Below are 25,082 nucleotides of genomic sequence, written 5' to 3' on the forward strand. Positions count from 1 at the left end.
TAGTGCTTACCCTTGAGCATGGCACCATTGCGCTGGATCACTTGGGCGACCCTGCTGACGAATAGCGAAATACAACGCCGGAGTGTCCTGACCCCCACTGCTGCCCACAGTGGAAATCGCTTCGCCGGCTTTAACAATGTCGCCAGCGTCTTTGAGCAGACTCTGGTTGTGGCCGTACAAACTCAAAAAGCCGTTGCCGTGATCGAGAATGACCAGAAGCCCTGCACCGCGCAACCAGTCGGCGAACACCACACGGCCACCATGCACAGCATGCACCTGGCTGCCCGCAGCGGCGCTGATCATTACGCCATCCCACTTGGTACGAGCGTCATCGCCGCGGGTTTCGCCGAAGCGCGCCAACAGTCGACCATCGACAGGCCATGGAAGTTTGCCGCGTGCCTCGGCAAAAGGTCCGCCATAGGAAACGCCAGCACTGGAAACCAGCACGCCCGGAGCTTTGACCGGGCGTTTTACTGGGGCCTCGTCATCGTCCTCAGCGCTTTTTTTGCTGCTGCTGTTTTTCGCCAGGGCGCGGGCCTGCTCTTCACGTTTGCGCTGTTTTTCTGCTTCCTGCTGGGCGATCAAGGCTTTCTGTCGGGCTTCTTCAGCCTCGCGCGCTTGTCGGGCCAGGGTTTCTTCAATCGTTTTCAGGACATTGGCCAGATCGGCCTGTTCTTGTTGGCGAGTCTGCAGTTTCTGATCGCGGGCTTTCACGTCCTGATTGAGTTTGGCCAGCGCCTGTTGGCGTTCCTGGCGAACTTTGTCCAGTTCTTCGCGCTGACTATCGAGCGTGCTTCTTTGCACCAGTAACTGTGCCTGTTGCAGATCAATGTCTTTTTCGACGCCGGCCAGCTGGCTCAGGGTTTCATTGAAACCGTGCAGTTGAGCCAGGCGCGCCTGGCTCAAGTAATCGTAGTAGGTCAGGGTGCGCGCGAATTTTTCCGGGTTCTGCTGATTGAGCAGCAGTTTGAGGTATTCCTCGCGGCCACTTTGATAAGCAGCCCGGGCCTGGATCGCGATCAATCGTTGTTGTTCAACGCGTGCGCTTTGGAGTTTTTTTTTCTCTTGGTCGAGCCGTTGCAGCTCGCTTTCAGTCTTTTTTTGTTCTTTTTGCAGGGCCTCCACCTGCTTTTCCAGCTTGCCCATCTCGGTTTCTGTACCGCGCAGATCTTTCTGCACGCCGGATTTTTCCTGCTGCAATTCACCGAGGCGCTTTTTCAGCTCGGTAACATCCTTGCGTGCAGCATCCAGCTGTTGTTGGGTTTGCGCGCGCTCATCGGCAAACGCCGGATTGAGCAAACACGTGAGAGCAAGGACGATCAGGGCGCGAAGCATGGGGCGGGCGACACCAAGGAAAGAGGATGAACAAAGCCTAGTATGCCCGCCGCGAGCCGCAAAAAAAACGCCTCAAGACGACTGCTTTGAGGCGTTTCGGACAATTAACCGGCGCGATGGTTTTTAAATGTGCCGGTTTAGAGCCTTTTTGTGCTGTTTATCGGGGAACAAGGATCGAATGACCGGTCATCTCTTCCGGTTTTTCCAGGCTCATCAACTGCAACAGAGTCGGCGCGACATCGGCCAGAACCCCGCCGTCACGCACTTTAAAGTCGCGTTTGCCCACATAAATGAACGGCACGGGTTCGGTGGTATGAGCGGTGTGCGCTTGACCTGTGGATTCGTCCGACATTTGTTCGACGTTGCCGTGATCAGCGGTAATCAATGCTTCACCCCCGACCTTCTCCAGCGCGGTCACGATCCGGCCAACGCACACGTCTAGGCATTCCACGGCCTTGATCGCTGCGGCCATGATCCCGCTATGGCCGACCATGTCGCCGTTGGCGTAGTTGACCACGATCACGTCGAAGCGCTGGTTTTCGATAGCCTCGACGATCCTGTCGGTGACTTCCGGTGCGCTCATTTCTGGCTGCAAGTCATACGTGGCAACCTGTGGCGACGGGATCAGGATGCGCTCTTCGCCAGGAAACGGTTCTTCGCGGCCGCCCGAGAAGAAGAAGGTGACGTGGGCGTATTTCTCGGTTTCGGCAATACGTAGCTGGGTTTTGCCGTTTTTTGCCAGGTATTCGCCCAGCACGTTATTCAGGCTGCCGGGTGCAAAGGCTGAGGGCGCCGGAATATTCGCTGCGTATTGGGTCAGCATGACGAAGTCAGCCAGTTTCGGTTGGCGGGCCCGCTCGAAGTCCTTGAAGTCATCTTCGACGAAGACCCGGGTCAGTTCACGGGCGCGGTCGGAGCGGAAGTTCATGAAAATCACGGCGTCGCCGTCTTCGACCCTGACCTGCTCGCCAATGCGGGTGGCTTTGACGAACTCATCGTTTTCGCCACGCTCGTATGCGGCTTCAAGCCCAGCCTGGCTGTTCGCGGCCTGGAATTCGGATTGGCCGTCGACGATCAGGTTGTAGGCGGAGGCTACGCGGTCCCAGCGATTGTCGCGGTCCATGGCGAAGTAGCGGCCAATGATCGTAGCGATGCGGCCTTTGCCCAGGCGGGTGAAGGTTGAATCCAGTAGCTCCAGCGATGACTTGGCGCTGCGCGGTGGCGTGTCGCGACCGTCGAGGAAGGCGTGCAGGTAGATTTTTTCAGCGCCGCGCTGGGCCGCCAATTCGGCCATGGCAACCAGATGGTCCTGATGGCTGTGTACGCCGCCGTCGGACAGCAGGCCCAGGATGTGCACGGCTTTGCCCGCGCTGACGGCTTTGTCCACCGCGCCACAAAGGGTCGGGTTCTCGAAAAACTCGCCGTCGCGGATCGCTTTGGTCACGCGAGTGAAGTCCTGATACACCACTCGGCCAGCGCCGAGGTTCATGTGCCCGACTTCAGAGTTGCCCATCTGGCCGTCCGGCAGGCCGACATCCATCCCGGAGCCTGAAATCAAGCCATGGGGCTGGGTGGCGTACAAGTGGTCCATAACCGGCATCTTCGCCGCATAGATGGCGTTGCCCTCGTGACTCTCGCTGTGACCGAAGCCGTCCAGGATGATCAGGACCAAAGGTTTTGGTGTGGCAGTCATAAGAACCCACTCGTGGCTAGTGAAGTAACTTGAAAAAGATCGGCATTTTAAGGACAAGTTCAAACGGCGTCACTGCTTTACGGGCTTTGGCCGACCTTGGGTGCTGTGTATACTGGCCGACATTTTAACGCCCTGGAACCTACTGATGGTTGCTCACCTGATTGAATTTGCCACTAACCACTATTTGCTCGCTGGCGCTTTCGTCGTTCTGTTGGCTCTGCTGATTGCATACGAGCTGAGCAAAGGCGGCCGCAGCCTCAGTACCCGTGAGCTGACGTCGCTGGTCAACAGCGATCAGGGCGTGGTTATCGATGTGCGTAACGCCAAGGATTTCGCGGCAGGCCATATCGTCGGCGCACTGAACTTCCCGCAGGACAAGGTGATCGCTCGTATCGCCGAGCTGGAAAAACACAAGGCCAAGACCCTGATCATTGTTGATGCCATGGGCCAGCACGCTGGCGCCACTGCGCGTGAATTGCTCAAGTCCGGCTTCACCGCAGCCAAGCTGTCGGGTGGCATTTCCTCCTGGCGCGCCGATAATCTTCCTTTGGTGAAATAAAATGGCTGACGTCATCGTCTATTCAAGCGACTGGTGCCCTTACTGTATGCGCGCCAAGCAGTTGCTGCAGAGCAAAGGGGTGGCCTTCGAAGAAATCAAAGTCGATGGCCAGCCTCAAGTTCGTGCCGACATGACCAAGAAAGCCGGGCGCACGTCAGTCCCGCAAATCTGGATTGGCGCCTTGCATGTGGGCGGTTGCGATGACCTGTTTGCCCTGGAGCGCGCCGGTAAGCTGGATGCGCTGCTTCAGGCTTGAATCCGAAACCCTACAAGACCTTAAAAGTAAGAAGGATCTAAGATGACTGACCAACCGACCAACGGCGGTGTAGCAACCGAAGATGAAGCACCGCAGTTTTCCCTGCAGCGCATCTATGTTCGTGACTTGTCGTTCGAAGCCCCAAAAAGCCCGGCGATTTTTCGCAAGGAATGGACTCCAAGCGTCAGCCTGGATCTGAACACCCGTCAAAACGCTCTGGAAGGCGACTTCCATGAAGTGGTCCTGACGCTGTCGGTCACCGTTAATAACGGCGACGAAGTAGCCTTCATCGTTGAAGTGCAGCAGGCCGGGATCTTCCTGATCAAGGGTCTGGACGCAGCCGCCATGAGCCACACGCTCGGCGCGTTCTGCCCGAACATCCTGTTCCCGTATGCTCGCGAAACGATCGACAGCCTTGTCGTGCGTGGTTCGTTCCCTGCGCTGATGCTGGCGCCGGTCAACTTCGACGCGTTGTATGCGCAAGAGCTGGCCCGTATGCAAGAGTCGGGTGAAGGCCAGACTGTGCAATAAGCGACACGCTGGGATTGAAAAAAGCGCCTCTCGGGGCGCTTTTTTATGGCGCGTACTTAGGCGAAATCCAGCTGACGCCAGGCTTCATACACGGCTACGGCTACGGTGTTGGACAGGTTCAGGCTGCGGCAGCCTTCACGCATAGGCAGGCGCAGGCGGTGATCGCTCGGCAGGGCGTCGAGTATGTCCGCTGGCAGGCCACGGCTTTCCGGGCCGAAAAGAAAGGCGTCGCCTTTTTCGAAGGCCGCCTGGTGGAAAGGCCGTGAGCCTTTTGTGGTAAAAGCAAACAGCCGTGGGTGCCCGAGGCTTTCCAGGCAGCTGGGCAGGTCGGGATGGCGATGCAGAGTGGCGTACTCGTGATAATCGAGTCCGGCCCGGCGCAGGCGCTTGTCGTCGAGTTCGAAGCCCAACGGCTCGATCAAATGCAGGGTGCAGCCACTATTGGCGCACAGCCTGATGATGTTGCCGGTATTCGGCGGAATTTCTGGTTGAAAAAGGATGACGTGAAACATGCACGGCTCCGAACTGAAAGACGGGCTGCATTCTACTCCTGAAGAGGACCCGCGACCGAAGCTCTGGCCGCGAGTTCTTGGTTCTATGGCAATTGTCGGGGTCATGGTGGGTCTGATGATCGGCCGTTTGACCGCTCCCGACCCGCTGGAGCTGCAACAAATCGAGGCGCTGCCCAACGGGCTGGCAGTGTGGTTCAACCACGAGCCGCAAGTGCATGGCGAGGAGATTGAAGGCGCGGTGGCATTGCTGTTCAACGTGCACGGGGTGGCGCAGCGCGGAGCGTTCAAGCTAAACGGGAAGGATGTTCGCTGGAGGGTACAACGCAGTGACAAGGGGTTGTTGCTTAACCTGATGGCGGCCCGTCCATTGCACGGCGACTGGCGCGGTGCAAAGGTGGACGGGCGCTGGAGACTGGAGATTAGCCTCCGGGAGGAATAAAAGAGGGGAATCCCCGGCCTGCCTGTACCAAGGTCCCCAAAACTGGTGTTAATTAACCTATTGCAGGTGGCGTGCCAGTTTGAGTGGAAATGCTTATTTTCGTTGCTCAGGCCTTTAAAAGCGGGCTTTTCGCGATTTTCGAATGAAGGTACGAAACGTTTCGGTCGGTTTCTTGATCCGTATTCCTGCACATAATGTGCGCACCCAGGCACGCCAGGTTCCCAAAGTGATGCATTTCTCGCCCTTCGCGAATGACATCACGCAGTATTCCTGCCTTAAACGGTTTATCCCCTATGGGGTGATGATCCCGTGAGCTAGTCAGTGGGTCTGGCCGTGCCATGGCACCAGTTTACGTTGCAGGGCGCGTAGACCCATTTCCATGGCGAAAGCGATCAGCGCGATCACCAGAATGCCCAGCACCACGACGTCGGTGACCAAAAACTGCGCCGCCGACTGGACCATAAAGCCCAGGCCACTGGTGGCGGCGATCAGTTCAGCAGCAACCAGCGTTGACCAGCCCACTCCCAGACCGATGCGCACGCCAGTCAAGATGTCCGGCAGGGCGCTGGGCAGGATCACATGACGAATCAGCTGCCAGCGCGTTGCACCCAGCGATTGCGCGGCGCGGATTTTTGCCGGGTCTACGGTGCGCACACCGGTAGCGGTGGAGATCGCAATCGGCGCAAAAATCGCAAGGTAGATCAGCAGCACTTTGGACAGCTCGCCAATGCCGCACCAAATCACGATCAATGGCAGGTACGCCAGCGGTGGAATGGGCCGGTAGAACTCGATAAGCGGATCGAAGATGCCCCGGGCGATCCGGTTATGACCGATCGCGATGCCGATTGGAATGGCCGTCAGCACAGCGAAACCCAGACCCAGGCCGATACGTTGCAGGCTGGCGCCTAGATGCTGCCAGAGCGTGGAATCCATATAGCCCTTGGTTGCCAGCAGCCAGCCTTTTTCCAGCACCGCCGCCGGTGGCGGTAGGAACAGGGGTTCAATCCATTCGGCCGCCGTGACTGCCCACCAGATGGCCAGCAGGGTCACCAGAGTCAGAACGCTGATCCATCGGGTGCTCAGGCTGCGGCGCAGGGGTACGAGGGTGGACGGGCTATTGCTGGCCTTCACGGTGACCGGTAATTCGTAGCTGCTCATGCGCGCTGCTCCCATGTCGGGATACTGCGTTGAGAAAAGACCCTGGACAGGACGTGCTCGCGGGTCTCGATAAATCGCGGGTCGGATTTGAGTGCGCGCGCCGATTCGCCCGCCGCGTAACGCTGACCGAAGTCCAGTTGCAGACGCTCGACGATCTGCCCCGGATGGGGGGCCAGCAGGATCAAATCGGTGGCGAGAAATACCGCTTCTTCAATGTCATGCGTGATCAGGAACACCGGTTTGGCGGTGCGTTGCCAGACGTGCAGGAGCAACTCCTGCATCTGCTCGCGGGTAAACGCATCAAGGGCGCCGAAGGGTTCATCCATCAGCAATACTCGCGGGTCGGCGGCCAAGGCACGGGCCAGGCCGACGCGTTGTTTTTGCCCGCCGGACAGCTGCCAGACACGCCGCTGCTCGAACCCGGCGAGATCCACCAGCGCCAGCATTTCCCGCGCTTTGGATTCACGTTGGGTGCGTGGTACTCCCGCCAGTTGCAGACCGAAGGCAACGTTGGCCAGAACATCCTGCCAAGGCAGCAGGGCATCGTCCTGAAACACCACGCCGCGCTCGGCACTTGGGCCTCTGACGGCAACGCCATCAAGGGTAATGCGCCCGGCGCTGGGCTCGACGAAACCAGCGATCAAATTCAACAGCGAAGTCTTGCCACTGCCGGACGGACCGAGTGCGACCAGCAACTGCTGCGGGCCCAGGCTCAGGGAAATATCCGCCAGTACCGGCTCGACTGCGCCGGGGTACTGTGCGCTGATGCGCTCCAGCTGTAATAAGGCCATGACAAGAACCCCTGACTGATTATTGAGTGATGAACTTGGCGCTTACGTAGGGGGAATAATCGGCCAGTACTGCATCGACCTTGCCTTGCTCCTTGAGGAACGCAGCCGTCTTGGTCACCGCGTCGATGGTCGGTGCGCCCAGCGCGACAACCTGATCGGCGGCCAGCGGGTACGCATTGCCTTGCAGCAGCACGGGAATGTCAGCAGGTTTTGCACCTGACAATTTCACCAGCTTGTCGACATTGCCGCTGTTGGCGAGCCAGGCGGTCGGGTCTTTGCGGTAGTCGGCGTAGGCGTCGAGGGTGACCTTGGCGAATGCGCTGACGATTTCCGGGTGCTTGGCGGCGAAGTCTTTGCGCACGATCCACGCATCGAACGTCGGGGCGCCGAGCTTGGCCAGGTCGCCAGAAGTGATCAGCACTTTGCCGGTTTCTTTGGCAACACCCAGCGCCGGGTCCCAAACGTAGGTGGCGTCAATGTCGCCGCGCTTCCAGGCGGCCGCTATCGCAGGTGGAGCAAGGTTGAGGATCTGCACTTTGGACGGGTCGATATTCCAGTGTTTCAACGCCGCCAGCAGGCTGTAGTGGCCGGTGGAAACGAACGGTACAGCGACTTTTTTGCCGATCAGGTCCTGGGGCGAATTGATGCCCGAACCGTTGCGCACGACCAGCGCTTCCGAGGCGCCAATCTGGGTAGCGATCAAAAAGGTTTCGATCGGTAATTTACGTGTAGCCGCAGCGGTCAGCGGACTTGAGCCGAGGTAACCGATCTGTACGTCGCCCGAGGCGATGGCGGTGATGACGTCGGCACCGTTGTCGAATTTGCGCCAGTCGACCTTGGCGTGGGTGGCCTTTTCATAAGCCCCGTCGGCCTGCGCAACTTTGGCCGGGTCGACGGTGGTTTGGTACGCGACGGTAAAATCTGCGGCGTGCGCGAGAAGAGTTGTGGTGACCAGGGATAGGGCCGCCAACACGCGTAAGGGGGTGTGTAGTTTCATTTGAAAGCTCCAGATCAGGCGGTCGAGGTTCGGCTGAAATAGAGACTAAATGATCTAAGAAACATTAAGTAAATAACTTATTGGTATTAGCTTATGAGGGGAATTTCTCTGGGAGCGATGGCTGAGTGGCCAATTGTCATCGTCCAGTCATAAAAGTGTGACTATATGTGTGGCCGGTATCGACGACGGGTAGGGAAGCAAAAACGCCTTATCCTTTAGTATTACTGGGCGATTACGTGACCGGTCGGTCTGAACGTCGGCAATTTGGTGGGAGAAAATAGACTCCCTGCTGAAAAACGCGCCGAAATATTTTTGGGAATTAAGTCATGAGGTCGATACACTCCGGCTCGACGAACAGAAACAGTTTGTCACTTATAACTCGATGATCTAAAAAATATTAAGTAATACCTTTTAGGTTGAGGAATTTTTGATTACCGTGCAGCGACCCGCACGCGCGGTCTAATCAATTAGTCTCGAAGCGACCAGTAACCATTGACTCAACAGGTCGGGTCTGGCGCTAATCGCGCATCTGCGGGCTTGAGCTTTTGCCTCAAGACCCGTGGAAATACAAAAATTAGATACACGAGGAGCGAAACAATGAACAAGTCCACCTTGGCTTTGGCCATCGCAGTAGGGGTTTTGGCCCAACAAGCCGGTGCTGCTGGTTTCATCGAAGACAGCAAGCTGAACCTGAGTTCCCGTACGTTTTTCTTCGACAATGACAACCATTCCGGCAAAGCAGATCAGCGCGAAACGGCTGAGGTTCTGAAACTCGATTACCTTTCCGGTTTCACCCAAGGCGTCATTGGCGTCGGTGTTGACGCACAGCTGATTTACGGGCTGCACCTTGATGGTGGCCGTGGTAACCATCCAGATCCAAACACATTCTGGCCAAGCGATCACGACAACTCTGCCGTACATGACCTTGCTCGTGGCGACGCGAACGTCAAGTTCCGTTACTCCAAAACAGAATTGCACGTGGGTGGCGCCTTGGCCCCACAACTGCCGATTCTGACGGCTAACGACAGCCGCACCATGCCGGCGAACTACGACGGTGGCATCATCACCTCCAAAGACCTCGACAACGTAACATTTGTCGGTGGTCAACTGGAGCACTCCACCGGCCGTGCAACCACCAACAGCACTGGCCTGTCGGTTAACGGCGCCACGATGGACAGCAACCAGTTCCGTTTCGCCGGTGCTGACTGGAAGGTTACTAAAGACCTGACCTTGCAGTACTACTACGCGAATCTGGAAGACTTCTACAAACAGCACTTCCTCGGCTTGGTACACGTTCTGCCAATCGGCGACAATCAGTCGTTCAAAACCGATGTGCGCTATTTCAACAGCAGTTCCGATGGCAAGAGCAGCGCCGGTGATGCTGGGTACGCGTTCAACAACAACGGTGGTTACGCCAAGAAACCAGGAGAGGTTGATAACACCACCTGGAGTGCGATGTTCACCTACCAACTGGGTGGCAACTCGTTCTTGCTGGGTCACCAGCGTGTCAGCAACGACGGCGGTTTCGTCTACCTGAACCAGGGTAATGTCACTACAAATGGTAAGGCATCTGGTGCAAACGAAGGCAACGGCGGCCCGAGCTTCTACCTGTTCACTGACTCCATGATCAATGGTTTCGTTCGTGCCGGTGAGAACACCACGTTCGGTAAGTACACCTATGACTTCGCAGGGCTTGGCGTTCCGGGCCTGAAAGCCTCGATCGCTTACTTGAGTGGCGATAACATCAAAGACAAGACTCTCGCGGGTGTAGATCACTCCGAGTGGGAACGTGACATGCGTGTGGATTACGTGATCCAGACCGGTTACCTCAAAGGCTTCGGCACCACCCTGAGCAACGGCGCTTACCGTGGCGACGGTACTGGTATTGATTCCCAAAACCAGACTCGTCTGATCTTCAACTACACCTACTCTTTCCTGTAAGTGTATTGAGTACAAGAAGCCCCGCTTGCGGGGCTTTTTGTTGTCTGGGTTTTCATGGTCCAGACGGTGCAACACTATTTGCTATCAGCTGAATTCAATTGGCCAGGACTTTCGGCCAATCGTTCGCGTTGATAAAACCGAGCAAATGGGGTTGCTGTTGATCATCAACCGTGATGAACAGCGACGATCCGTAGTCGGGCGTCGGTGAGTCACGAAACTTCATGGTTTTCGCCAGCGCGTTCATGCATTCGCTGTGGGTCACCAGAACAAGATTGCGGTTCTTCGCTTTGTGTTGAAGCGAGTCGCTGAGCATGGTTTGCCGACAATTGGACAGCCACTCCTGACCCGCGCCCGTGTAGTTGAACATGAAGGCTGCGGTTTGTGCCGTTCGGGTCATAGGGCTGCTGTAAATGTCGGCCTTCCCCAGACCGAGCGTTTGAAAGTGTTGCCCTACGGCTTCGGCGACACTTTTGCCCGGCAGGGTGATGCCGTCTGCGGGGCCCAGGCAAGGCGCAGAGGAGTGATCGCAGCGCTCGACGTGGCGCACGAGGACGATCATGTCACCTTGAGCCCAGCGTGATTTGAAGTCGGTGATCGTGACGTTGTTGCCTTTTGCAAGGTCAGGAACCGCAGCGGGTTTCAACAGGAAAAATGTCACGCTTGCCAAAGCGGCTACACAGACTAACGCGGCCAGTTTTGTTTTGTTTTTTGCGAAGTTACTTGGATGGAACAAACGTCGGGTTCCGCTCAGCAAAGTCTGTACTCCATGTTTAAACCGCTCCCACGGCAATTCTCAGCGTTGTAACGCGTCATCAGATAAACAACAAAATACGTTCCAACGGGTGAAGGTTCTGAACCCGACGCCCAATAGCACCAGTAGGAGGTTAGTGTGCAGGTCCATACGTCAATGAACGGTGAAATAGGCGTGAAAATTTAACTGTTCCGGGCGTCCTGGGTGAGAGCCTTGCTGAGTTGAAGGGGGCAGAGGAAGGCAGTGAGGTTCTTTAGATTCAAAATGAATAAACAAATTAAAATTCATTCTTTTTTATTTCTTTTGGATCGGTGCAAAGTAGGGCGCTTCATAGTCAACCAGGAGCCGCACCATGAGCCTACGACTCGGCGATATCGCCCCCGACTTCGAGCAGGAATCAAGTGAGGGGAAAATCCATTTCCATGAGTGGCTTGGGAGCAGCTGGGGTGTATTGTTTTCCCACCCGGCCGACTTCACGCCGGTGTGCACCACTGAGCTGGGTTTTACGGCCAAGCTCAAGGATGAATTTGCCAAACGCGGGGTTAAAGCGATTGCGCTGTCGGTGGATTCGGTCGATTCCCACATCAAGTGGATTGACGACATCAATACCACCCAGAACACGATCGTTAATTTCCCTATCCTGGCCGACGCCGACCACAAGGTGTCGGACCTGTACGACCTGATCCACCCCAATGCCAGCGACACCCTGACGGTGCGTTCGCTGTTCGTGATCGATCCGAACAAAAAAATTCGCCTGACCATCACCTACCCAGCCAGCACCGGGCGTAATTTCCATGAAATCCTGCGGGTCATCGACTCGCTGCAACTGACCGATAACTACAAAGTCGCAACGCCGGCCAATTGGCAGGACGGGGATGACGTGGTCATCGTGCCGTCGATCAAGGACGAAGACGAAATCAAGAAACGCTTCCCCAAAGGCTATAAGGCCGTCACGCCTTACTTGCGTCTGACGCCGCAACCTAACCGATAAGCCTCGCTGTCTGGTGAGGTTGTTTTTTGTTGAAAAGAGGGCCGTTGAATCGGCCCTTTTTTTCATCTGCGATTTGGAGGCCTGCTAATTTCATGCGCTTAAATTGCATATGCAATTTAAGAATAAACAAATGAAAAAATAAGATTTATAGATATAAAAAACACCTGTTAATGTCTGTTCACTTAGCGAAATCGCTAACCCCACCTTACTCACCCGCCAACGGGCAAGCAGGTGCAACTTCATAGCTACAGCAAAGGAGAGCGCCATGCGCACTGTCATTTTGCGTCGAAGCTTGGTCGCTCTGTTTGCTGCGGCTGTCACCTTCGGCGCTATTACTCAAGCTCAGGCAGAAACCCTGCGCATCGGTTATCAGAAGTACGGCACGTTGGTTTTGTTGAGGGCCAAAGGCACGCTGGAGAAGCGCCTCGCCGAGCAAAACGTGCAAGTGCAATGGACCGAGTTTCCGGGTGGTCCGCAGTTGCTGGAAGGGCTGAACGTGGGTTCCATCGATTTTGGCGTGACCGGCGAAACACCGCCCGTGTTCGCTCAAGCGGCCGGTGCCGACCTGCTGTATGTCGCGTATGAGCCGCCGGCCCCGACCAGTGAAGCGATTCTGGTCCCCAAAGATTCACCGATCACGTCGATAAAGGACCTCAAAGGCAAAAAAGTCGTACTGAATAAAGGCTCCAACGTGCATTACCTGCTGGTGCGTGCGCTTGAAGATGCTGGTCTGAAGTACAGCGATATCCAGACCGTATTCTTGCCGCCGGCCGATGCGCGTGCCGCTTTCGAGCGCGGCAGTGTGGATGCCTGGGTTATCTGGGACCCCTACCAAGCGGCCGCCGAGCAACAACTGCAAGCGCGCACTCTTCGTGACGGCACCGGCATCGTCGACAACCATCAGTTTTATCTGGCAACCAAGCCGTACGCTGAAAAACATCCGCAAGTGATTCAGGCATTGGTCGAGGAAGTTCGCGCCGTCGGCGAGTGGTCCAAGGCCAACCCCGATGAAGTGACCCAACAGGTCGCGCCATTGCTCGGCCTGACGCCGGACATCACCCGCACCGCCGTCAAACGCCAAGGTTACGGGGCACTGTTCATCAGCCCAGACGTGGTCGCGGCGCAGCAGAAAATCGCTGACACCTTTTACCAGCTCAAGTTGATTCCCAAGCCGCTGAGCATCAAAGACGTGATCTGGACGCCCCCGGCCAAAGTAGCCACGGCTCAGTAATCAACAGGCCCCTAGAGGAGACAACTCCATGAGCCTCAGTGCTTCGCAAAAAATCATTCACAGGCTGGCGCCTTGGGCACTTCCAGTCTTGTTGTTGGCGGTCTGGCAACTCTCGGTCAGCGCGGGCTGGCTTTCGACTCGCATCCTGCCGGCGCCGAGCGCCGTCATCGAAGCGGGCATAAGCCTGGTGCGCAGCGGCGAAATCTGGAAGCACCTGGCAATCAGTGGCTGGCGTGCCGGGATCGGATTCGCCATTGGCGGTGGTCTCGGCCTGGCGCTGGGCTTTATCACAGGCCTGTCGAAATGGGGTGAACGCCTGCTCGACAGCTCGGTGCAGATGATTCGCAACGTGCCGCATCTGGCGCTTATTCCGTTGGTGATCCTGTGGTTTGGCATTGACGAGTCTGCGAAGATTTTTCTGGTGGCGTTGGGCACCGTGTTTCCGATTTACCTGAACACCTATCACGGGATTCGCAACGTTGATCCGGCGCTGGTGGAAATGGCACGCAGCTATGGCCTGTCCGGTTTCGCATTGTTCCGGCAGGTGATTTTACCGGGCGCATTGCCCTCGATTCTGGTGGGGGTGCGCTTCGCTCTGGGCTTTATGTGGTTGACCCTGATCGTGGCTGAAACCATTTCCGCCAGTTCAGGAATCGGTTACCTGGCAATGAATGCCCGGGAGTTTCTGCAGACCGATGTGGTGGTCCTGGCGATTCTTCTTTACGCGGTGCTCGGCAAGCTGGCGGACCTTGCGGCGCGCGGTCTGGAGCGTGTCTGGCTGCGCTGGCATCCGGCGTATCAAACGGTAAAAGGCGGTGCGGTATGAGCAGTCTTAAGCAGCAACAGCCGCCCCACCTGCTGCGCGGTATTCCGCTGGCGGTACGCAAGCTGCGCAAAACCTTCGGTCAGCGCGAGGTGCTTCGCGATATCGATCTGCATATCCCGGCGGGGCAATTCGTCGCGGTGGTTGGTCGTAGCGGTTGTGGCAAAAGCACCCTGCTTCGCTTGTTGGCCGGTCTTGATAAACCGACTGGCGGTGAACTGCTGGCGGGGTCAGCACCGCTCAGTGATGCGCTGGAAGATACCCGTTTGATGTTTCAGGAAGCGCGGTTGCTGCCCTGGAAAAAAGTTATCGATAACGTGGGTCTTGGCTTACAGGGCAACTGGCGCCCACGCGCTTTGGACGCATTGGATGCTGTGGGCCTGGCGGAGCGCGCCGATGAATGGCCGGCAGCCTTGTCCGGCGGGCAAAAGCAGCGCGTGGCCCTGGCTCGGGCATTGATTCACCAACCGCGACTGCTGCTGCTCGATGAGCCCCTAGGTGCGCTGGATGCACTGACCCGTATCGAGATGCAGCAACTGATCGAACGCCTTTGGCAACAGCATGGCTTCACCGTGTTGCTGGTCACCCATGATGTCAGCGAAGCCGTGGCGATTGCTGATCGGGTGATCCTGATTGAAGAGGGCCAGGTCGGCCTCGACGTGATGATAGACCTGCCTCGTCCAAGGGTACGTGGCTCTCATCGCCTGGCTGCGCTTGAAACCCAAGTACTGAACCGGGTGCTGCAGATACCCGGCTCGCCGCCTGAACCGGAGCCCGTATCACCGTTGCCCACGCAGTTGCGTTGGGCCCAATAACCGAACCGTACCGATACCGTTTGAACCCCCAACTCTTACAGGAAATACATCATGACTATTAAAGCTATCAACGTTCGTAACCAGTTCAAAGGCACCATCAAAGAAATCCTCGAAGGCCCGGTGTTGTCGGAAATCGACGTACAAACAGCGTCAGGTGTCGTCACTTCCGTGATCACTACCCGCTCGGTCAAAGAGTTGGAGCTGGTGGTTGGCAGCGAAGTGATCGCCTTCGTCAAATCCACTGAGGTATCGATCGCCAAGCTGTGATCGATGCGTTGCAGACAACCCCGGACGGCCAAAGCCCTTCGGGGTTTTTTATGTGAAAAACGCAATCCATGTAAGCGCCCTTGCCCCGTCTTATCGCGGGCAAGCGCGCTCCTACAGGGGGGCGATGTGTTTCTTGGGCAGATACGGCGGTAAATACAATCCAAGGTACGCATCGAACACCCGCATGCCTTCTTCGGCCAGGCGCGGGGTGATCTGGTCGTGGAGCTGCACCGAACGGGCGTAAACCCGGTCGCCGAGTTCCATCGCCAACGCAAACACGTCGACATCGTCCGGCAGGGCAGGGAGCTGGAAGTGCCGGGCGAACAGCGCGTGCATCAGATTGCCGAGCTCGATATCGTGCTGCCGGTCGGCCTGGGTGACTTCGGTCAGGCCGTGTTGTGCGAGGATCAGTTGGCGGGCGGCGGCATCGGCGCTGTAGATACTCAACATCCGTTGCTCGACCAGTCGTGACAGGTCGCGCCAGCTCGTCAGCTGTTCGTGTTCTATGGGCGCTTGCAGGCAGGCGCGAAAGGCAGCGTGGACGTCTGCGGTCAAGGCTTCGAGCAGGGCCGGGACGCCGGCAAAGAAGTGATAAACCGAAGACGGTGGTATTTGCGCACGTTCGGCAACGCTGTAGATCGACAGACTGGCCACCCCTTCGGCGGCAAGCAGCGTGCGGGCGGCATCGAGAATCGAGTCGATCCGGGCCTGGCTGCGTGCGCGGGGTTTACGGGGCGCGGCGAGTCGCGTCATGGGTGATTTCCTGTTTTGGGCAGTGGGCATTGTACGGGTTGCAGTGCAGCGGCCACAAAAAAACGCCGCCAACCTTGCGGCCGACGGCGTTCTTTTTATCGCACAGCGTTAGACGGTGTGCAGGTACCAGTTGTATTCGAGGTCGGAGATGGAGTGTTCGAACTCTTCCAGCTCACTTTCCTTACAGGCGACGAAGATATCGATGTATTTCGGGTCGATATAGCGCGCCATGATTTCACTGTCGTCCAGCTCGCGCAGGGCATCACGCAAGTTGTTGGGCAGGCTTTGTTCGTTCTGCTCGTAGGAGTTGCCTTCTACGGGGGCGCCTGGCTCGATCTTGTTGGTCAAGCCGTGGTGCACGCCCGCCAGCACAGAGGCCAGCAGCAAGTACGGGTTGGCATCGGCACCGGCTACGCGGTGTTCGATACGCACGGCATCGGGAGCGTCGGTCGGAACGCGCAACGCGACCGTCCGGTTGTCCAGGCCCCAGCACGGCGAGTTCGGCACGTAGAACTGTGCGCCGAAACGACGATAGGAGTTAACGTTCGGGCACAAGAACGCCATTGATGCCGGTAGGGTCTCGAGCACACCGCCGATCGCGTGACGTAATGCGGCGTTCTGCTCGGGATCCTCACTGGTGAAGATGTTTTTACCATCGCGATCAAGGATCGAGATGTGGACGTGAAGACCGTTACCCGCCTGACCCGGATAGGGTTTGGCCATAAAGGTCGAATCCATTTCGTGGTCGTAAGCGATGTTCTTGATCAGGCGCTTGAGCAGTACCGCGTAGTCGCATGCCTTGATCGGGTCGGCAACGTGGTGCAGGTTCACTTCGAACTGCGCCGGGGCACTTTCCTTGACGATGGCGTCAGCCGGGATGCCTTGTTCCTTGGCACCTTCCAGAACGTCCTGGAGGCAGTCGACGTATTCGTCCAGGTCATCGATCAGGTAAACCTGAGTCGAGTGAGGGCGTTTGCCGGAAATCGGCGAGCGCGGAGGTTGTGGGCGACCGTTCACGTTCTCCTGATCGATCAGGTAGAACTCAAGTTCGAATGCGGCGCAGATAGTCAGGCCCATTTCGTCGAACTTGCTGACGACCTGACGCAGTACTTCGCGGGGGTCGGCAAAGAAGGGTTCGCCTTCGATTTCGTGCATGGTCATCAGCAGTTGCGCGGTTGGGCGCTTTTGCCACGGCTCATTGCACAGGGTGCCCGGGATCGGATAACAGATTCGGTCAGCATCACCGATATCCAGACCCAGACCGGTGCTTTCCACCGTTGAGCCATTGATATCCAAGGCAAATAAAGAGGCAGGCAAGTTAATGCCTTTCTCGTAAACCTTATGGAGGCTGGTGCGTTCTATGCGCTTACCACGCACCACACCATTCATATCTGCAATCAGAAGGTCAACGTACAGAACCTCAGGATGTTCCTTAAGGAACGCGTTCGCTTCGTTAAGCTGAACGGCACGCGGGGGTACCGACATGATGCAACACCTTTGTTGTTAAAAATATCAATCATCGAGCTTCGTGGGATTCAGTCAATCCGAAAGCCATCATGAAGTCAATAGAGCTCTTTTTTGCACTCAAAAAGCGCTCAGAGGCCGTTTTTGCCGCAAATTAGGGCAAGTATTGCGTTTTGACAGCCTTGGAATCTGCGGGCTTGAGCGGGCTGTGTTCTATTTTTTACGGGGGTGTTGTGAAAAAAAATGAACAAGGCTAAGCTCGATTGCAACCCATAACAGCAATAATACTCGGGGGTTCCATGTCTCGCCTGCCGTTAATCGGCGTGACCGCCTGCACCAAGCAGATCGGTCTGCACAGTTATCACATCAGTGGCGACAAGTACGTCCGCGCAGTCGCAATCGCTGCCAAGGGCTTGCCGCTGATATTGCCGTCACTGGCTGAATTATTTAACACGGCCCAGATACTCGCCAGCGTCGATGGACTCCTGTTCACCGGCTCGCCCTCCAATGTCGACCCCTCCTATTACGACGGTCCAGCCAGCGCGCCGGGCACCGCTCATGATCCTGATCGTGACCGCACTACTCTACCCCTGATTCGTGCTGCTGTGGCGGCGGGCGTACCGGTGTTGGGAATTTGCCGGGGGTTTCAGGAGATGAACGTGGCCTTCGGTGGCAGCCTGCATCAGCGTGTTCATGAAGTTGGAACATTCATGGACCACCGTGAACAGGATAACGAGCCGCTCGAAGTCCAGTACGGGCCAAGCCATATCCTGCATATCCAGCCGGGCGGCGTGCTCGCGGGCCTTGGCCTGCCAAGCGACATTCAAGTCAATTCGATTCATGGTCAGGGCGTTGAGCGTCTGGCGCCGGGCTTGCGCGTCGAGGCTCTGGCGCCTGACGGGTTGATCGAGGCGGTCTCGGTCGCGGCAGGCTCGGGTTTTGCTTTAGGTGTGCAATGGCACCCCGAGTGGCAAGTGACCTCGAATCCGCATTATCTTGCGATTTTCCAGGCATTTGGCGATGCCTGTAGAAAGCGGGCAATACAACGCGACGCAGCCGCGTCAGAAAGTGCCTGACCCCTTCGGGGCCAAGGTGTCTACCTCCTGAGGTATTTATGAGTACCAATCTCGACCAGCTCACCGATTGGTTGAAAGAGCACAAGATCACTGAGGTCGAATGCATGATTGCCGACCTCACTGGGATTACTCGCGGGAAGATCTCACCGACCAATAAGTTCATCGCCGAAAAAGGCATGCGCTTGCCCGAGAGTGTGTTGCTGCAAACGGTCACCGGCGATTATGTCGAAGATGACATCTATTACGAACTGCTGGACCCGGCGGACATCGACATGATCTGCCGCCCGGACCAGAACGCGGTGTTCCTGGTGCCATGGGCCATCGAACCGACGGCTCAGGTGATTCACGACACCTACGACAAGCAAGGCAACCCGATCGAGCTGTCGCCGCGCAACGTATTGAAGAAAGTCCTGAAACTCTATACCGACAAGGGCTGGCAGCCGATTGTGGCCCCGGAAATGGAGTTTTACCTGACCAAGCGTTGCGAAGACCCGGACTTCCCGTTGCAGCCGCCGATTGGTCGCTCCGGTCGCCCGGAAACCGGTCGTCAATCGTTCTCTATAGAAGCTGCCAACGAATTCGACCCGTTGTTCGAGGATGTTTACGACTGGTGCGAACTGCAGAATCTGGACCTGGACACACTGATCCACGAAGACGGCACGGCGCAGATGGAAATCAACTTCCGTCACGGTGATGCGTTGTCGCTGGCCGACCAGATTCTGGTGTTCAAGCGGACCATGCGTGAAGCCGCGCTGAAGCACGACGTGGCGGCAACCTTCATGGCCAAGCCGATGACCGGCGAACCAGGCAGCGCCATGCACTTGCACCAGAGCGTGATCGATATCGCCACCGGCAAAAACATCTTCTCCAACGAAGACGGTTCGATGAGTGAGTTGTTCCTGTGCCACATCGGTGGCCTGCAAAAATTCATCCCCGAGCTGTTGCCGTTGTTCGCGCCGAACGTCAATTCGTTCCGCCGCTTCCTGCCTGATACTTCGGCACCGGTGAACGTGGAGTGGGGTGAAGAGAACCGGACCGTGGGCCTTCGGGTGCCAGATGCGGGTCCGCAAAACCGTCGGGTGGAAAACCGCCTGCCGGGTGCCGACGCCAACCCGTATCTGGCCATCGCGGCGAGCCTGCTGTGCGGCTACATCGGGATGGTCGAAGCAATCAATCCGAGTGCGCCGGTCGTGGGGCGTGGTTATGAACGACGCAATCTGCGTCTGCCGTTGACCATCGAAGACGCGCTGGAGCGAATGGAAAACAGCAAGACAATCGAAAAATACCTCGGTAAGAAATTCATTGTCGGTTACGTCGCGGTCAAGCGTGCCGAGCATGAGAATTTCAAGCGCGTGATCAGCTCTTGGGAACGTGAGTTCCTGCTGTTCGCGGTCTGATTATGATGGGCGCGGCTATGGTCGGCCGCGCCACTTTGAATACGGAGAGAGCGGCATGAGTAATAACAATCCACAAACGCGCGTCTGGCAGGCCTTGAGCAATGATCACCATCTGGCGCCGTTCAGCGACTTCAAACAATTGAAAGAAAAAGGCCCGCGCATCATCACTCGCGCCAAGGGCGTTTATCTGTGGGACAGCGAAGGCAACAAGATTCTCGACGGCATGGCCGGTCTCTGGTGCGTGGCCATCGGTTACGGCCGTGACGAACTGGCCGATGCCGCCAGCAAGCAAATGCGCGAGCTGCCGTATTACAACCTGTTCTTCCAGACCGCTCACCCGCCGGTCCTGGAGTTGGCCAAAGTCATTTCCGATATTGCGCCGGAAGGCATGAACCATGTGTTCTTCACTGGTTCGGGCTCTGAAGGCAACGACACCGTGCTGCGCATGGTGCGTCACTACTGGTCGATCAAAGGCCAGCCGAACAAGAAAATAATCATCAGCCGAATCAACGGCTATCACGGTTCGACCGTTGCTGGCGCCAGCTTGGGTGGCATGGTTGGCATGCATGAACAGGGCGACTTGCCGATCCCCGGCATCGTCCACATCGCACAGCCGTATTGGTTCGGCGAAGGCGGCGACATGAGCCCGGATGAATTCGGGGTCTGGGCGGCCGAGCAACTGGAGAAGAAAATTCTCGAGTTGGGCGTCGACAACGTGGGCGCCTTTATTGCCGAGCCGATCCAGGGCGCGGGCGGTGTGATCGTTCCACCCGACACCTACTGGCCGAAGATCAAAGAGATCCTCGCCAAGTACGACATCCTGTTTATCGCTGATGAAGTGATCTGCGGGTTTGGTCGCACCGGCGAATGGTTCGGCAGCGATTTCTACGGCCTGAAACCGGACATGATGACCATCGCCAAAGGCCTGACCTCGGGTTACATCCCGATGGGTGGTTTGATCGTGCGCGATGAAGTGGTCGACGTGCTTAACGAAGGCGGCGATTTCAACCACGGATTCACTTACTCCGGTCACCCGGTTGCCGCTGCGGTGGCCCTGGAAAACATCCGTATTTTGCGCGATGAAAAAATTATCGAGCACGTCCGGGAAGAAACGGCACCCTATTTGCAAAAGCGTTTACGTGAGCTGAATGATCACCCATTGGTAGGTGAAGTTCGGGGCGTAGGGCTGCTGGGTGCAATCGAGCTGGTGAAAGATAAATCCACTCGTGAGCGTTATACCGGCAAGGGCGTCGGGATGATTTGCCGACAGTTCTGCTTCGATAACGGCCTGATCATGCGCGCCGTGGGCGACACCATGATCATTGCGCCGCCGCTGGTGATCAGTTTTGCTGAGATTGATGAGCTGGTGACCAAGGCTCGTACGTGCCTGGACCTGACCTTACGTGCCATACAAGGCTAAGTGCTGGGATCGGGTGGAAAAGTGCTTGATTGAGGTGAGTGAAACCGTAGCAAGTTCAACGATTTTCACTCACTTTAAACAGGGCTGGTTTTTGATGTATGCAGTGGACAGGTATTAAGGCGGGCCATGTGGTCTTGAAAGCCCGCCCGGAATCTTGCCAGACTCATGGCGGATTCAGTTGCCGCTACCCAACGGTTAGTGTTCAAACAACGGAGCTGTACGCATGAAGATATTTGGCAAGACCCTCCTCGCCTTGTCCCTTATGGGCGTAGTGGCCGCTGCTGCTCAGGCCGATGACAAAGTTCTGCACGTCTATAACTGGTCCGACTACATCGCACCGGATACCGTCGCGAAATTTGAAAAAGAGTCGGGCATCAAGGTCGTTTACGACGTCTTTGACAGTAACGAAACCCTCGAAGCCAAGTTGTTGGCCGGCAAGTCCGGTTACGACATTGTGGTGCCGTCCAACAACTTCCTGGCCAAGCAAATCAAAGCCGGCGTTTATCAGGAACTGGACCGCTCCAAGCTGCCTAACTGGAAAAACCTGAACGAGAATCTGCTCAAAACCGTGGGCGCAGCCAGCGACCCAGGTAACAAGCATGCCTTCCCGTACATGTGGGGTTCGATCGGCATTGGTTACAACGCCGAAAAAGTTAAAGCAGCCTTGGGCGCTGATGCGCCGGTCAATTCCTGGGACTTGCTGTTCAAGCCAGAGAACGCAGCCAAGCTGAAGGGCTGTGGCGTCAGCTTCCTCGACTCGCCAACCGAGATGATTCCGGTGGCCCTGCATTACTTAGGTTATCCAACCGACACCAAGGACAAAAAGCAGCTGAAAGAAGCTGAAGACTTGTTCCTGAAAATCCGCCCATCGATCACCTATTTCCACTCTTCCAAGTACATCGGTGACTTGGCCAACGGCAACATCTGTGTGGCGGTCGGTTACTCGGGTGACGTTTACCAGGCCAAAGCCCGTGCTGAAGAAGCCGGTGGCAAGGTCAAGGTCAGCTACAGCATTCCTAAGGAAGGGGCCGGTAGCTTCTACGACATGGTTGCGATTCCCAAGGATGCCGAGAACGTCGAAGGTGCTTACAAATTCATGACCTTCCTGCAGAAACCGGAAATCATGGCTGAAATCACCAACAGCGTGCACTTCCCTAACGGCAACGCCGCAGCAACACCGTTGGTCAACGAAGATATCCGTACCGACCCAGGCGTTTATCCGTCGACCGAAGTGCAGGCAAAACTGTACGCCATCAGCGATTTGGATGCCGCAACACAGCGACTTCTGACGCGCAGCTGGACCAAGATCAAATCGGGCAAGTAATGCTCGTGTAAGACCAGCGTGGATCACTTGCAGGGGCTGATGTGTTGGCGAAGAACGCAACGCGGTGTGATGGATACGCCGCCTTCGCCAATACATGGGTTCTTGCAGGGGATCGCACCCATGCTATTGAAGTGTTTTTGGCTGGATGGGTTTATCGAAGGTCAGTTACGCGCCGATTTTGTTGTTCGGCAGGTACCGTGCTGTCTGACACGGGCAAAAGGCCCGCAATAGAAGAGGACCACCCCATTGTCTATTTCTTATTTTCACAACGCATTGTTGGTCGGTGCGAGCTTGACCTTGGCGGTCAGTGTTCAAGCCGCTTCCACGGTGCATATTTATAACTGGTCTGATTATATCGGCGAGACCACCTTGGTGGACTTTGAAGCGGCCACCCACATCAAACCGTTGTATGACGTATTCGATTCCAACGAAACGCTTGAAGGCAAGCTGCTCGCCGGGCATACCGGTTATGACGTGGTCGTTCCGTCCAACCACTTCCTGGGCAAGCAGATCAAAGCCGGGGCGTTCCAGAAACTCGACAAGGCCCAGTTGCCCAATTGGCAGAACCTCGACCCGGCGCTGCTCAAGCGTCTGCAGAAGAATGATCCGGGCAATCAGTACGCCGTGCCGTATCTATGGGGCACCAATGGTATTGGTTACAACGTCGATAAAATCAAGGCGGTACTGGGTGTCGACAAGATCGACTCCTGGGCAATGTTGTTCGAGCCCGAGAACATCAAAAAGCTTTCTAAATGCGGCGTAGCGTTTCTCGACTCTGGCGATGAAATGATTCCCGCCATGCTCAATTACATGGGCCTGAAACCCAACAGTGAAGACCCGGAAGATTACAAAAAAGCGGAAGCGAAGTTACTGGCCATCCGGCCCTACGTGACGTACTTCAACTCGTCCAAATACATCACCGACCTGGCCAACGGCGACATCTGCGTGGCCGCCGGATTTTCCGGTGATGTGTTCCAGGCAAGAGCCCGCGCGGCAGAAGCCGGCAAGGGCGTGAAGGTGGCTTACGTCATCCCCAAGGAAGGCGGCAACCTGTGGTTTGACATGCTGGCGATCCCCCGTGATGCGAGCAACGTCAAAGAGGCCCATGCCTTCATTAACTATCTGCTCAAGCCGGAGGTGATTGCTCAGGTCAGCGACACCGTCGGCTATGCCAACCCGAACTTAAAGGCTGACGCGTTGATGGATCAGAAAGTACGCACCGATGCCGCGGTTTATCCACCGCAAGAGGTCCTGGACAAGCTTTACGTCAATGCTGAGTTGCCCCCGAAGGTGCAACGTTTAATGACCCGCAGCTGGACTAAGGTCAAGTCGGGTAAATAAGAAAAATCCAGGCCCGGCTGTACTGGTCGGGCTGCAAATTTTGTTGGGAGTTTCACCAAATGGCAGTTGCCTCCGGCGCCTATAAGAAAGCCCTCGAAGGTGGTCAGCAACCTAAACAGGTTCTGGTCAAAATCGACCGGGTCACGAAGAAGTTCGACGAGACGATTGCCGTGGACGACGTGTCCCTGCAAATCAATAAAGGCGAGATTTTTGCCTTGCTCGGCGGCTCTGGTTCAGGAAAGTCCACGCTTCTGCGCATGCTCGCAGGCTTTGAGCGGCCGACCGAGGGGCGTATCTACCTTGATGGCGTGGACATCACCGATATGCCGCCCTACGAGCGGCCGATCAACATGATGTTCCAGTCCTACGCGCTGTTCCCGCATATGACCGTCGCGCAGAACATCGCCTTCGGTTTAAAGCAGGACAAGATTTCCGCTCAGGAGATCGATGCCCGCGTGGCTGAGATGCTCAAGCTGGTGCAGATGAGCCAGTACGCCAAGCGCAAGCCGCATCAGTTGTCCGGCGGTCAGCGCCAGCGTGTGGCCCTGGCGCGCTCGCTGGCGAAAAAGCCGAAGCTGTTGCTGCTCGACGAACCCATGGGTGCGCTGGACAAAAAACTGCGCTCGCAAATGCAGCTGGAATTGGTCGAGATCATCGAGCGCGTTGGCGTGACCTGCATCATGGTGACCCACGATCAGGAAGAGGCCATGACCATGGCCCAGCGCATCGCAATTATGCACCTGGGCTGGATCGCACAGATTGGCAGCCCGATTGATATTTATGAAACCCCGACCAGCCGGCTGGTCTGCGAATTCATCGGCAACGTCAACCTGTTCGAAGGCGAAGTCGTCGATGACGCCGAAGGTCACGCGCTGATCGCAAGCCCGGAACTGGAACGCAATATCTTCGTCGGCCACGGTATTAGTACGTCGGTTGAAGACAAGCACATTACCTATGCGATTCGTCCGGAAAAGCTTTTGGTTACCACGATGATGCCAAGCTGCGAGTACAACTGGTCGCGCGGCAAAGTACACGACATCGCTTACCTGGGGGGCCACTCGGTGTTTTATGTCGAGTTGCCGTGCGGCAAGATGGTCCAGTCGTTCGTTGCCAACGCTGAACGCCGTGGTGCACGTCCGACCTGGGACGATGAAGTCTACGTATGGTGGGAAGACGACAGCGGCGTGGTATTACGCTCATGAAAATGCGAAAAATAA

Annotated in this window: 25 protein-coding genes; 16 read left to right on the forward strand and 9 right to left on the reverse strand. The window is 56.5% G+C overall.

The annotated features are described in order from the left end of the window. Positions 1 to 6 precede the first annotated feature (6 nt). Together QN399_RS18235 and gpmI are read right to left on the reverse strand one after the other, a co-directional pair. Positions 7 to 1,335 (reverse strand): murein hydrolase activator EnvC, encoded by a 1,329-nt coding sequence (locus tag QN399_RS18235; RefSeq protein WP_330201371.1) that lies wholly within the window; start codon positions 1,333 to 1,335, stop codon positions 7 to 9. A gap of 157 nt (positions 1,336 to 1,492) precedes the next feature. Beyond that, positions 1,493 to 3,028, reverse strand: coding sequence for a 2,3-bisphosphoglycerate-independent phosphoglycerate mutase (gene gpmI, locus QN399_RS18240; RefSeq protein ID WP_330201372.1), 1,536 nt, complete (start codon positions 3,026 to 3,028; stop codon positions 1,493 to 1,495). A gap of 145 nt (positions 3,029 to 3,173) precedes the next feature. Here gpmI and QN399_RS18245 point away from each other — a divergent pair, with 145 nt between their 5' ends. From QN399_RS18245 to secB, 3 genes are read left to right on the forward strand one after another with little or no spacing between them, the layout of a single operon-like run. Continuing rightward, on the forward strand, positions 3,174 to 3,587 hold the full coding sequence (locus QN399_RS18245) for a rhodanese-like domain-containing protein (RefSeq protein WP_322177368.1): 414 nt from the start codon (positions 3,174 to 3,176) through the stop codon (positions 3,585 to 3,587). Between the two features lies 1 nt (position 3,588). Next, on the forward strand, positions 3,589 to 3,843 hold the full coding sequence (gene grxC, locus QN399_RS18250) for a glutaredoxin 3 (protein ID WP_322177369.1): 255 nt from the start codon (positions 3,589 to 3,591) through the stop codon (positions 3,841 to 3,843). A gap of 42 nt (positions 3,844 to 3,885) precedes the next feature. Then, entirely contained in the window at positions 3,886 to 4,374 is a 489-nt protein-coding gene (gene secB / locus QN399_RS18255; RefSeq protein ID WP_322177370.1) for a protein-export chaperone SecB, read from the forward strand. A 56-nt stretch (positions 4,375 to 4,430) separates the two neighbouring features. Here the strand turns inward: secB and trmL are convergent, their stop codons facing one another. Then, positions 4,431 to 4,886 carry a tRNA (uridine(34)/cytosine(34)/5-carboxymethylaminomethyluridine(34)-2'-O)-methyltransferase TrmL gene (gene trmL / locus QN399_RS18260; protein ID WP_322277867.1) on the reverse strand — a complete coding sequence of 152 codons (456 nt, stop codon included), beginning with the start codon at positions 4,884 to 4,886 and terminating at the stop codon, positions 4,431 to 4,433. Here trmL and QN399_RS18265 point away from each other — a divergent pair. Further along, a complete protein-coding gene (locus QN399_RS18265) occupies positions 4,885 to 5,325 on the forward strand; it encodes a hypothetical protein (RefSeq protein ID WP_322177372.1) in 441 nt (146 codons plus the stop codon). The two genes, trmL and QN399_RS18265, sit on opposite strands and share 2 nt — an antisense overlap. Positions 5,326 to 5,643: 318 nt before the next feature. Here the strand turns inward: QN399_RS18265 and tauC are convergent, their stop codons facing one another. Genes tauC through tauA form a run of 3 tightly spaced genes read right to left on the reverse strand, consistent with a single transcriptional unit; the run spans position 5,644 to position 8,271 of the window. Continuing rightward, entirely contained in the window at positions 5,644 to 6,483 is an 840-nt protein-coding gene (gene tauC, locus QN399_RS18270) for a taurine ABC transporter permease TauC (RefSeq protein ID WP_322177373.1), read from the reverse strand. Next, positions 6,480 to 7,274 (reverse strand): taurine ABC transporter ATP-binding subunit, encoded by a 795-nt coding sequence (gene tauB, locus QN399_RS18275; protein ID WP_322177374.1) that lies wholly within the window; start codon positions 7,272 to 7,274, stop codon positions 6,480 to 6,482. The genes tauC and tauB overlap by 4 nt, the downstream gene beginning before the upstream one ends. Positions 7,275 to 7,293: 19 nt before the next feature. Then, positions 7,294 to 8,271, reverse strand: a complete 978-nt coding sequence (gene tauA / locus QN399_RS18280; RefSeq protein WP_322177375.1) for a taurine ABC transporter substrate-binding protein — start codon at positions 8,269 to 8,271, stop codon at positions 7,294 to 7,296. A gap of 597 nt (positions 8,272 to 8,868) precedes the next feature. Here tauA and QN399_RS18285 point away from each other — a divergent pair. After that, on the forward strand, positions 8,869 to 10,212 hold the full coding sequence (locus tag QN399_RS18285; RefSeq protein WP_322177376.1) for an OprD family outer membrane porin: 1,344 nt from the start codon (positions 8,869 to 8,871) through the stop codon (positions 10,210 to 10,212). 94 nt (positions 10,213 to 10,306) lie between these two features. Here the strand turns inward: QN399_RS18285 and QN399_RS18290 are convergent, their stop codons facing one another. Then, a complete protein-coding gene (locus QN399_RS18290) occupies positions 10,307 to 10,966 on the reverse strand; it encodes a histidine phosphatase family protein (RefSeq protein ID WP_330201373.1) in 660 nt (219 codons plus the stop codon). Between the two features lie 349 nt (positions 10,967 to 11,315). On the opposite strand from QN399_RS18290, the gene QN399_RS18295 reads away from it, so the two are divergent. The 5 genes from QN399_RS18295 to QN399_RS18315 all read left to right on the forward strand — a co-directional run bounded on the left by QN399_RS18295 (position 11,316) and on the right by QN399_RS18315 (position 15,090). Next, complete coding sequence (locus QN399_RS18295; RefSeq protein ID WP_322177378.1) at positions 11,316 to 11,954, forward strand: peroxiredoxin; 639 nt, start codon at positions 11,316 to 11,318, stop codon at positions 11,952 to 11,954. 265 nt (positions 11,955 to 12,219) lie between these two features. Next, positions 12,220 to 13,185 carry a sulfonate ABC transporter substrate-binding protein gene (locus tag QN399_RS18300; RefSeq protein ID WP_322177379.1) on the forward strand — a complete coding sequence of 322 codons (966 nt, stop codon included), beginning with the start codon at positions 12,220 to 12,222 and terminating at the stop codon, positions 13,183 to 13,185. Positions 13,186 to 13,213: 28 nt separating this feature from the next. After that, complete coding sequence (gene ssuC, locus QN399_RS18305; protein ID WP_322177380.1) at positions 13,214 to 14,011, forward strand: aliphatic sulfonate ABC transporter permease SsuC; 798 nt, start codon at positions 13,214 to 13,216, stop codon at positions 14,009 to 14,011. Continuing rightward, the gene (gene ssuB, locus QN399_RS18310) at positions 14,008 to 14,823 is read left to right on the forward strand and encodes an aliphatic sulfonates ABC transporter ATP-binding protein (RefSeq protein WP_323566094.1); all 816 of its coding nucleotides are present in this window, start codon (positions 14,008 to 14,010) and stop codon (positions 14,821 to 14,823) included. The genes ssuC and ssuB overlap by 4 nt, the downstream gene beginning before the upstream one ends. A 51-nt stretch (positions 14,824 to 14,874) precedes the next feature. Then, the gene (locus QN399_RS18315; RefSeq protein ID WP_219063645.1) at positions 14,875 to 15,090 is read left to right on the forward strand and encodes a molybdopterin-binding protein; all 216 of its coding nucleotides are present in this window, start codon (positions 14,875 to 14,877) and stop codon (positions 15,088 to 15,090) included. A gap of 111 nt (positions 15,091 to 15,201) precedes the next feature. On the opposite strand, the gene QN399_RS18320 is transcribed toward QN399_RS18315, so the two are convergent. Further along, positions 15,202 to 15,843 (reverse strand): TetR/AcrR family transcriptional regulator, encoded by a 642-nt coding sequence (locus QN399_RS18320; protein WP_322177382.1) that lies wholly within the window; start codon positions 15,841 to 15,843, stop codon positions 15,202 to 15,204. Between the two features lie 108 nt (positions 15,844 to 15,951). Further along, the gene (locus QN399_RS18325; protein ID WP_322177383.1) at positions 15,952 to 17,328 is read right to left on the reverse strand and encodes a glutamine synthetase family protein; all 1,377 of its coding nucleotides are present in this window, start codon (positions 17,326 to 17,328) and stop codon (positions 15,952 to 15,954) included. 278 nt (positions 17,329 to 17,606) lie between these two features. Here QN399_RS18325 and QN399_RS18330 point away from each other — a divergent pair, with 278 nt between their 5' ends. The 6 genes from QN399_RS18330 to potA all read left to right on the forward strand — a co-directional run bounded on the left by QN399_RS18330 (position 17,607) and on the right by potA (position 25,067). Further along, a complete protein-coding gene (locus QN399_RS18330; RefSeq protein WP_322177384.1) occupies positions 17,607 to 18,383 on the forward strand; it encodes a gamma-glutamyl-gamma-aminobutyrate hydrolase family protein in 777 nt (258 codons plus the stop codon). Between the two features lie 38 nt (positions 18,384 to 18,421). Beyond that, positions 18,422 to 19,780, forward strand: coding sequence for a glutamine synthetase family protein (locus QN399_RS18335; RefSeq protein WP_322177385.1), 1,359 nt, complete (start codon positions 18,422 to 18,424; stop codon positions 19,778 to 19,780). A 55-nt stretch (positions 19,781 to 19,835) separates the two neighbouring features. After that, positions 19,836 to 21,200 (forward strand): aspartate aminotransferase family protein, encoded by a 1,365-nt coding sequence (locus tag QN399_RS18340; RefSeq protein ID WP_330201374.1) that lies wholly within the window; start codon positions 19,836 to 19,838, stop codon positions 21,198 to 21,200. Between the two features lie 223 nt (positions 21,201 to 21,423). After that, complete coding sequence (locus tag QN399_RS18345; protein ID WP_322177387.1) at positions 21,424 to 22,524, forward strand: polyamine ABC transporter substrate-binding protein; 1,101 nt, start codon at positions 21,424 to 21,426, stop codon at positions 22,522 to 22,524. Positions 22,525 to 22,770: 246 nt separating this feature from the next. After that, complete coding sequence (locus QN399_RS18350) at positions 22,771 to 23,865, forward strand: polyamine ABC transporter substrate-binding protein (protein ID WP_322177388.1); 1,095 nt, start codon at positions 22,771 to 22,773, stop codon at positions 23,863 to 23,865. 59 nt (positions 23,866 to 23,924) lie between these two features. Continuing rightward, positions 23,925 to 25,067, forward strand: a complete 1,143-nt coding sequence (potA, locus tag QN399_RS18355) for a polyamine ABC transporter ATP-binding protein (RefSeq protein WP_322177389.1) — start codon at positions 23,925 to 23,927, stop codon at positions 25,065 to 25,067. The last annotated feature ends 15 nt before the right edge of the window (positions 25,068 to 25,082 follow it).

The organism is Pseudomonas sp. 10C3 (assembly GCF_036346185.1).
Classification (GTDB): domain Bacteria; phylum Pseudomonadota; class Gammaproteobacteria; order Pseudomonadales; family Pseudomonadaceae; genus Aquipseudomonas.

Excerpts from the sequence above, each read along its gene's own strand:
- QN399_RS18235 (WP_330201371.1), bottom strand. The coding sequence starts at position 1,335 with ATGCTTCGCGCCCTGATCGTCCTTGCTCTCACGTGTTTGCTCAATCCG.
- gpmI (WP_330201372.1), bottom strand. The coding sequence starts at position 3,028 with ATGACTGCCACACCAAAACCTTTGGTCCTGATCATCCTGGACGGCTTC.
- QN399_RS18245 (WP_322177368.1), top strand. The coding sequence starts at position 3,174 with ATGGTTGCTCACCTGATTGAATTTGCCACTAACCACTATTTGCTCGCT.
- grxC (WP_322177369.1), top strand. The coding sequence starts at position 3,589 with ATGGCTGACGTCATCGTCTATTCAAGCGACTGGTGCCCTTACTGTATG.
- secB (WP_322177370.1), top strand. The coding sequence starts at position 3,886 with ATGACTGACCAACCGACCAACGGCGGTGTAGCAACCGAAGATGAAGCA.
- QN399_RS18265 (WP_322177372.1), top strand. The coding sequence starts at position 4,885 with ATGCACGGCTCCGAACTGAAAGACGGGCTGCATTCTACTCCTGAAGAG.
- trmL (WP_322277867.1), bottom strand. The coding sequence starts at position 4,886 with ATGTTTCACGTCATCCTTTTTCAACCAGAAATTCCGCCGAATACCGGC.
- tauC (WP_322177373.1), bottom strand. The coding sequence starts at position 6,483 with ATGAGCAGCTACGAATTACCGGTCACCGTGAAGGCCAGCAATAGCCCG.
- tauB (WP_322177374.1), bottom strand. The coding sequence starts at position 7,274 with ATGGCCTTATTACAGCTGGAGCGCATCAGCGCACAGTACCCCGGCGCA.
- tauA (WP_322177375.1), bottom strand. The coding sequence starts at position 8,271 with ATGAAACTACACACCCCCTTACGCGTGTTGGCGGCCCTATCCCTGGTC.
- QN399_RS18285 (WP_322177376.1), top strand. The coding sequence starts at position 8,869 with ATGAACAAGTCCACCTTGGCTTTGGCCATCGCAGTAGGGGTTTTGGCC.
- QN399_RS18295 (WP_322177378.1), top strand. The coding sequence starts at position 11,316 with ATGAGCCTACGACTCGGCGATATCGCCCCCGACTTCGAGCAGGAATCA.
- QN399_RS18300 (WP_322177379.1), top strand. The coding sequence starts at position 12,220 with ATGCGCACTGTCATTTTGCGTCGAAGCTTGGTCGCTCTGTTTGCTGCG.
- ssuC (WP_322177380.1), top strand. The coding sequence starts at position 13,214 with ATGAGCCTCAGTGCTTCGCAAAAAATCATTCACAGGCTGGCGCCTTGG.
- ssuB (WP_323566094.1), top strand. The coding sequence starts at position 14,008 with ATGAGCAGTCTTAAGCAGCAACAGCCGCCCCACCTGCTGCGCGGTATT.
- QN399_RS18315 (WP_219063645.1), top strand. The coding sequence starts at position 14,875 with ATGACTATTAAAGCTATCAACGTTCGTAACCAGTTCAAAGGCACCATC.
- QN399_RS18320 (WP_322177382.1), bottom strand. The coding sequence starts at position 15,843 with ATGACGCGACTCGCCGCGCCCCGTAAACCCCGCGCACGCAGCCAGGCC.
- QN399_RS18325 (WP_322177383.1), bottom strand. The coding sequence starts at position 17,328 with ATGTCGGTACCCCCGCGTGCCGTTCAGCTTAACGAAGCGAACGCGTTC.
- QN399_RS18330 (WP_322177384.1), top strand. The coding sequence starts at position 17,607 with ATGTCTCGCCTGCCGTTAATCGGCGTGACCGCCTGCACCAAGCAGATC.
- QN399_RS18335 (WP_322177385.1), top strand. The coding sequence starts at position 18,422 with ATGAGTACCAATCTCGACCAGCTCACCGATTGGTTGAAAGAGCACAAG.
- QN399_RS18340 (WP_330201374.1), top strand. The coding sequence starts at position 19,836 with ATGAGTAATAACAATCCACAAACGCGCGTCTGGCAGGCCTTGAGCAAT.
- QN399_RS18345 (WP_322177387.1), top strand. The coding sequence starts at position 21,424 with ATGAAGATATTTGGCAAGACCCTCCTCGCCTTGTCCCTTATGGGCGTA.
- potA (WP_322177389.1), top strand. The coding sequence starts at position 23,925 with ATGGCAGTTGCCTCCGGCGCCTATAAGAAAGCCCTCGAAGGTGGTCAG.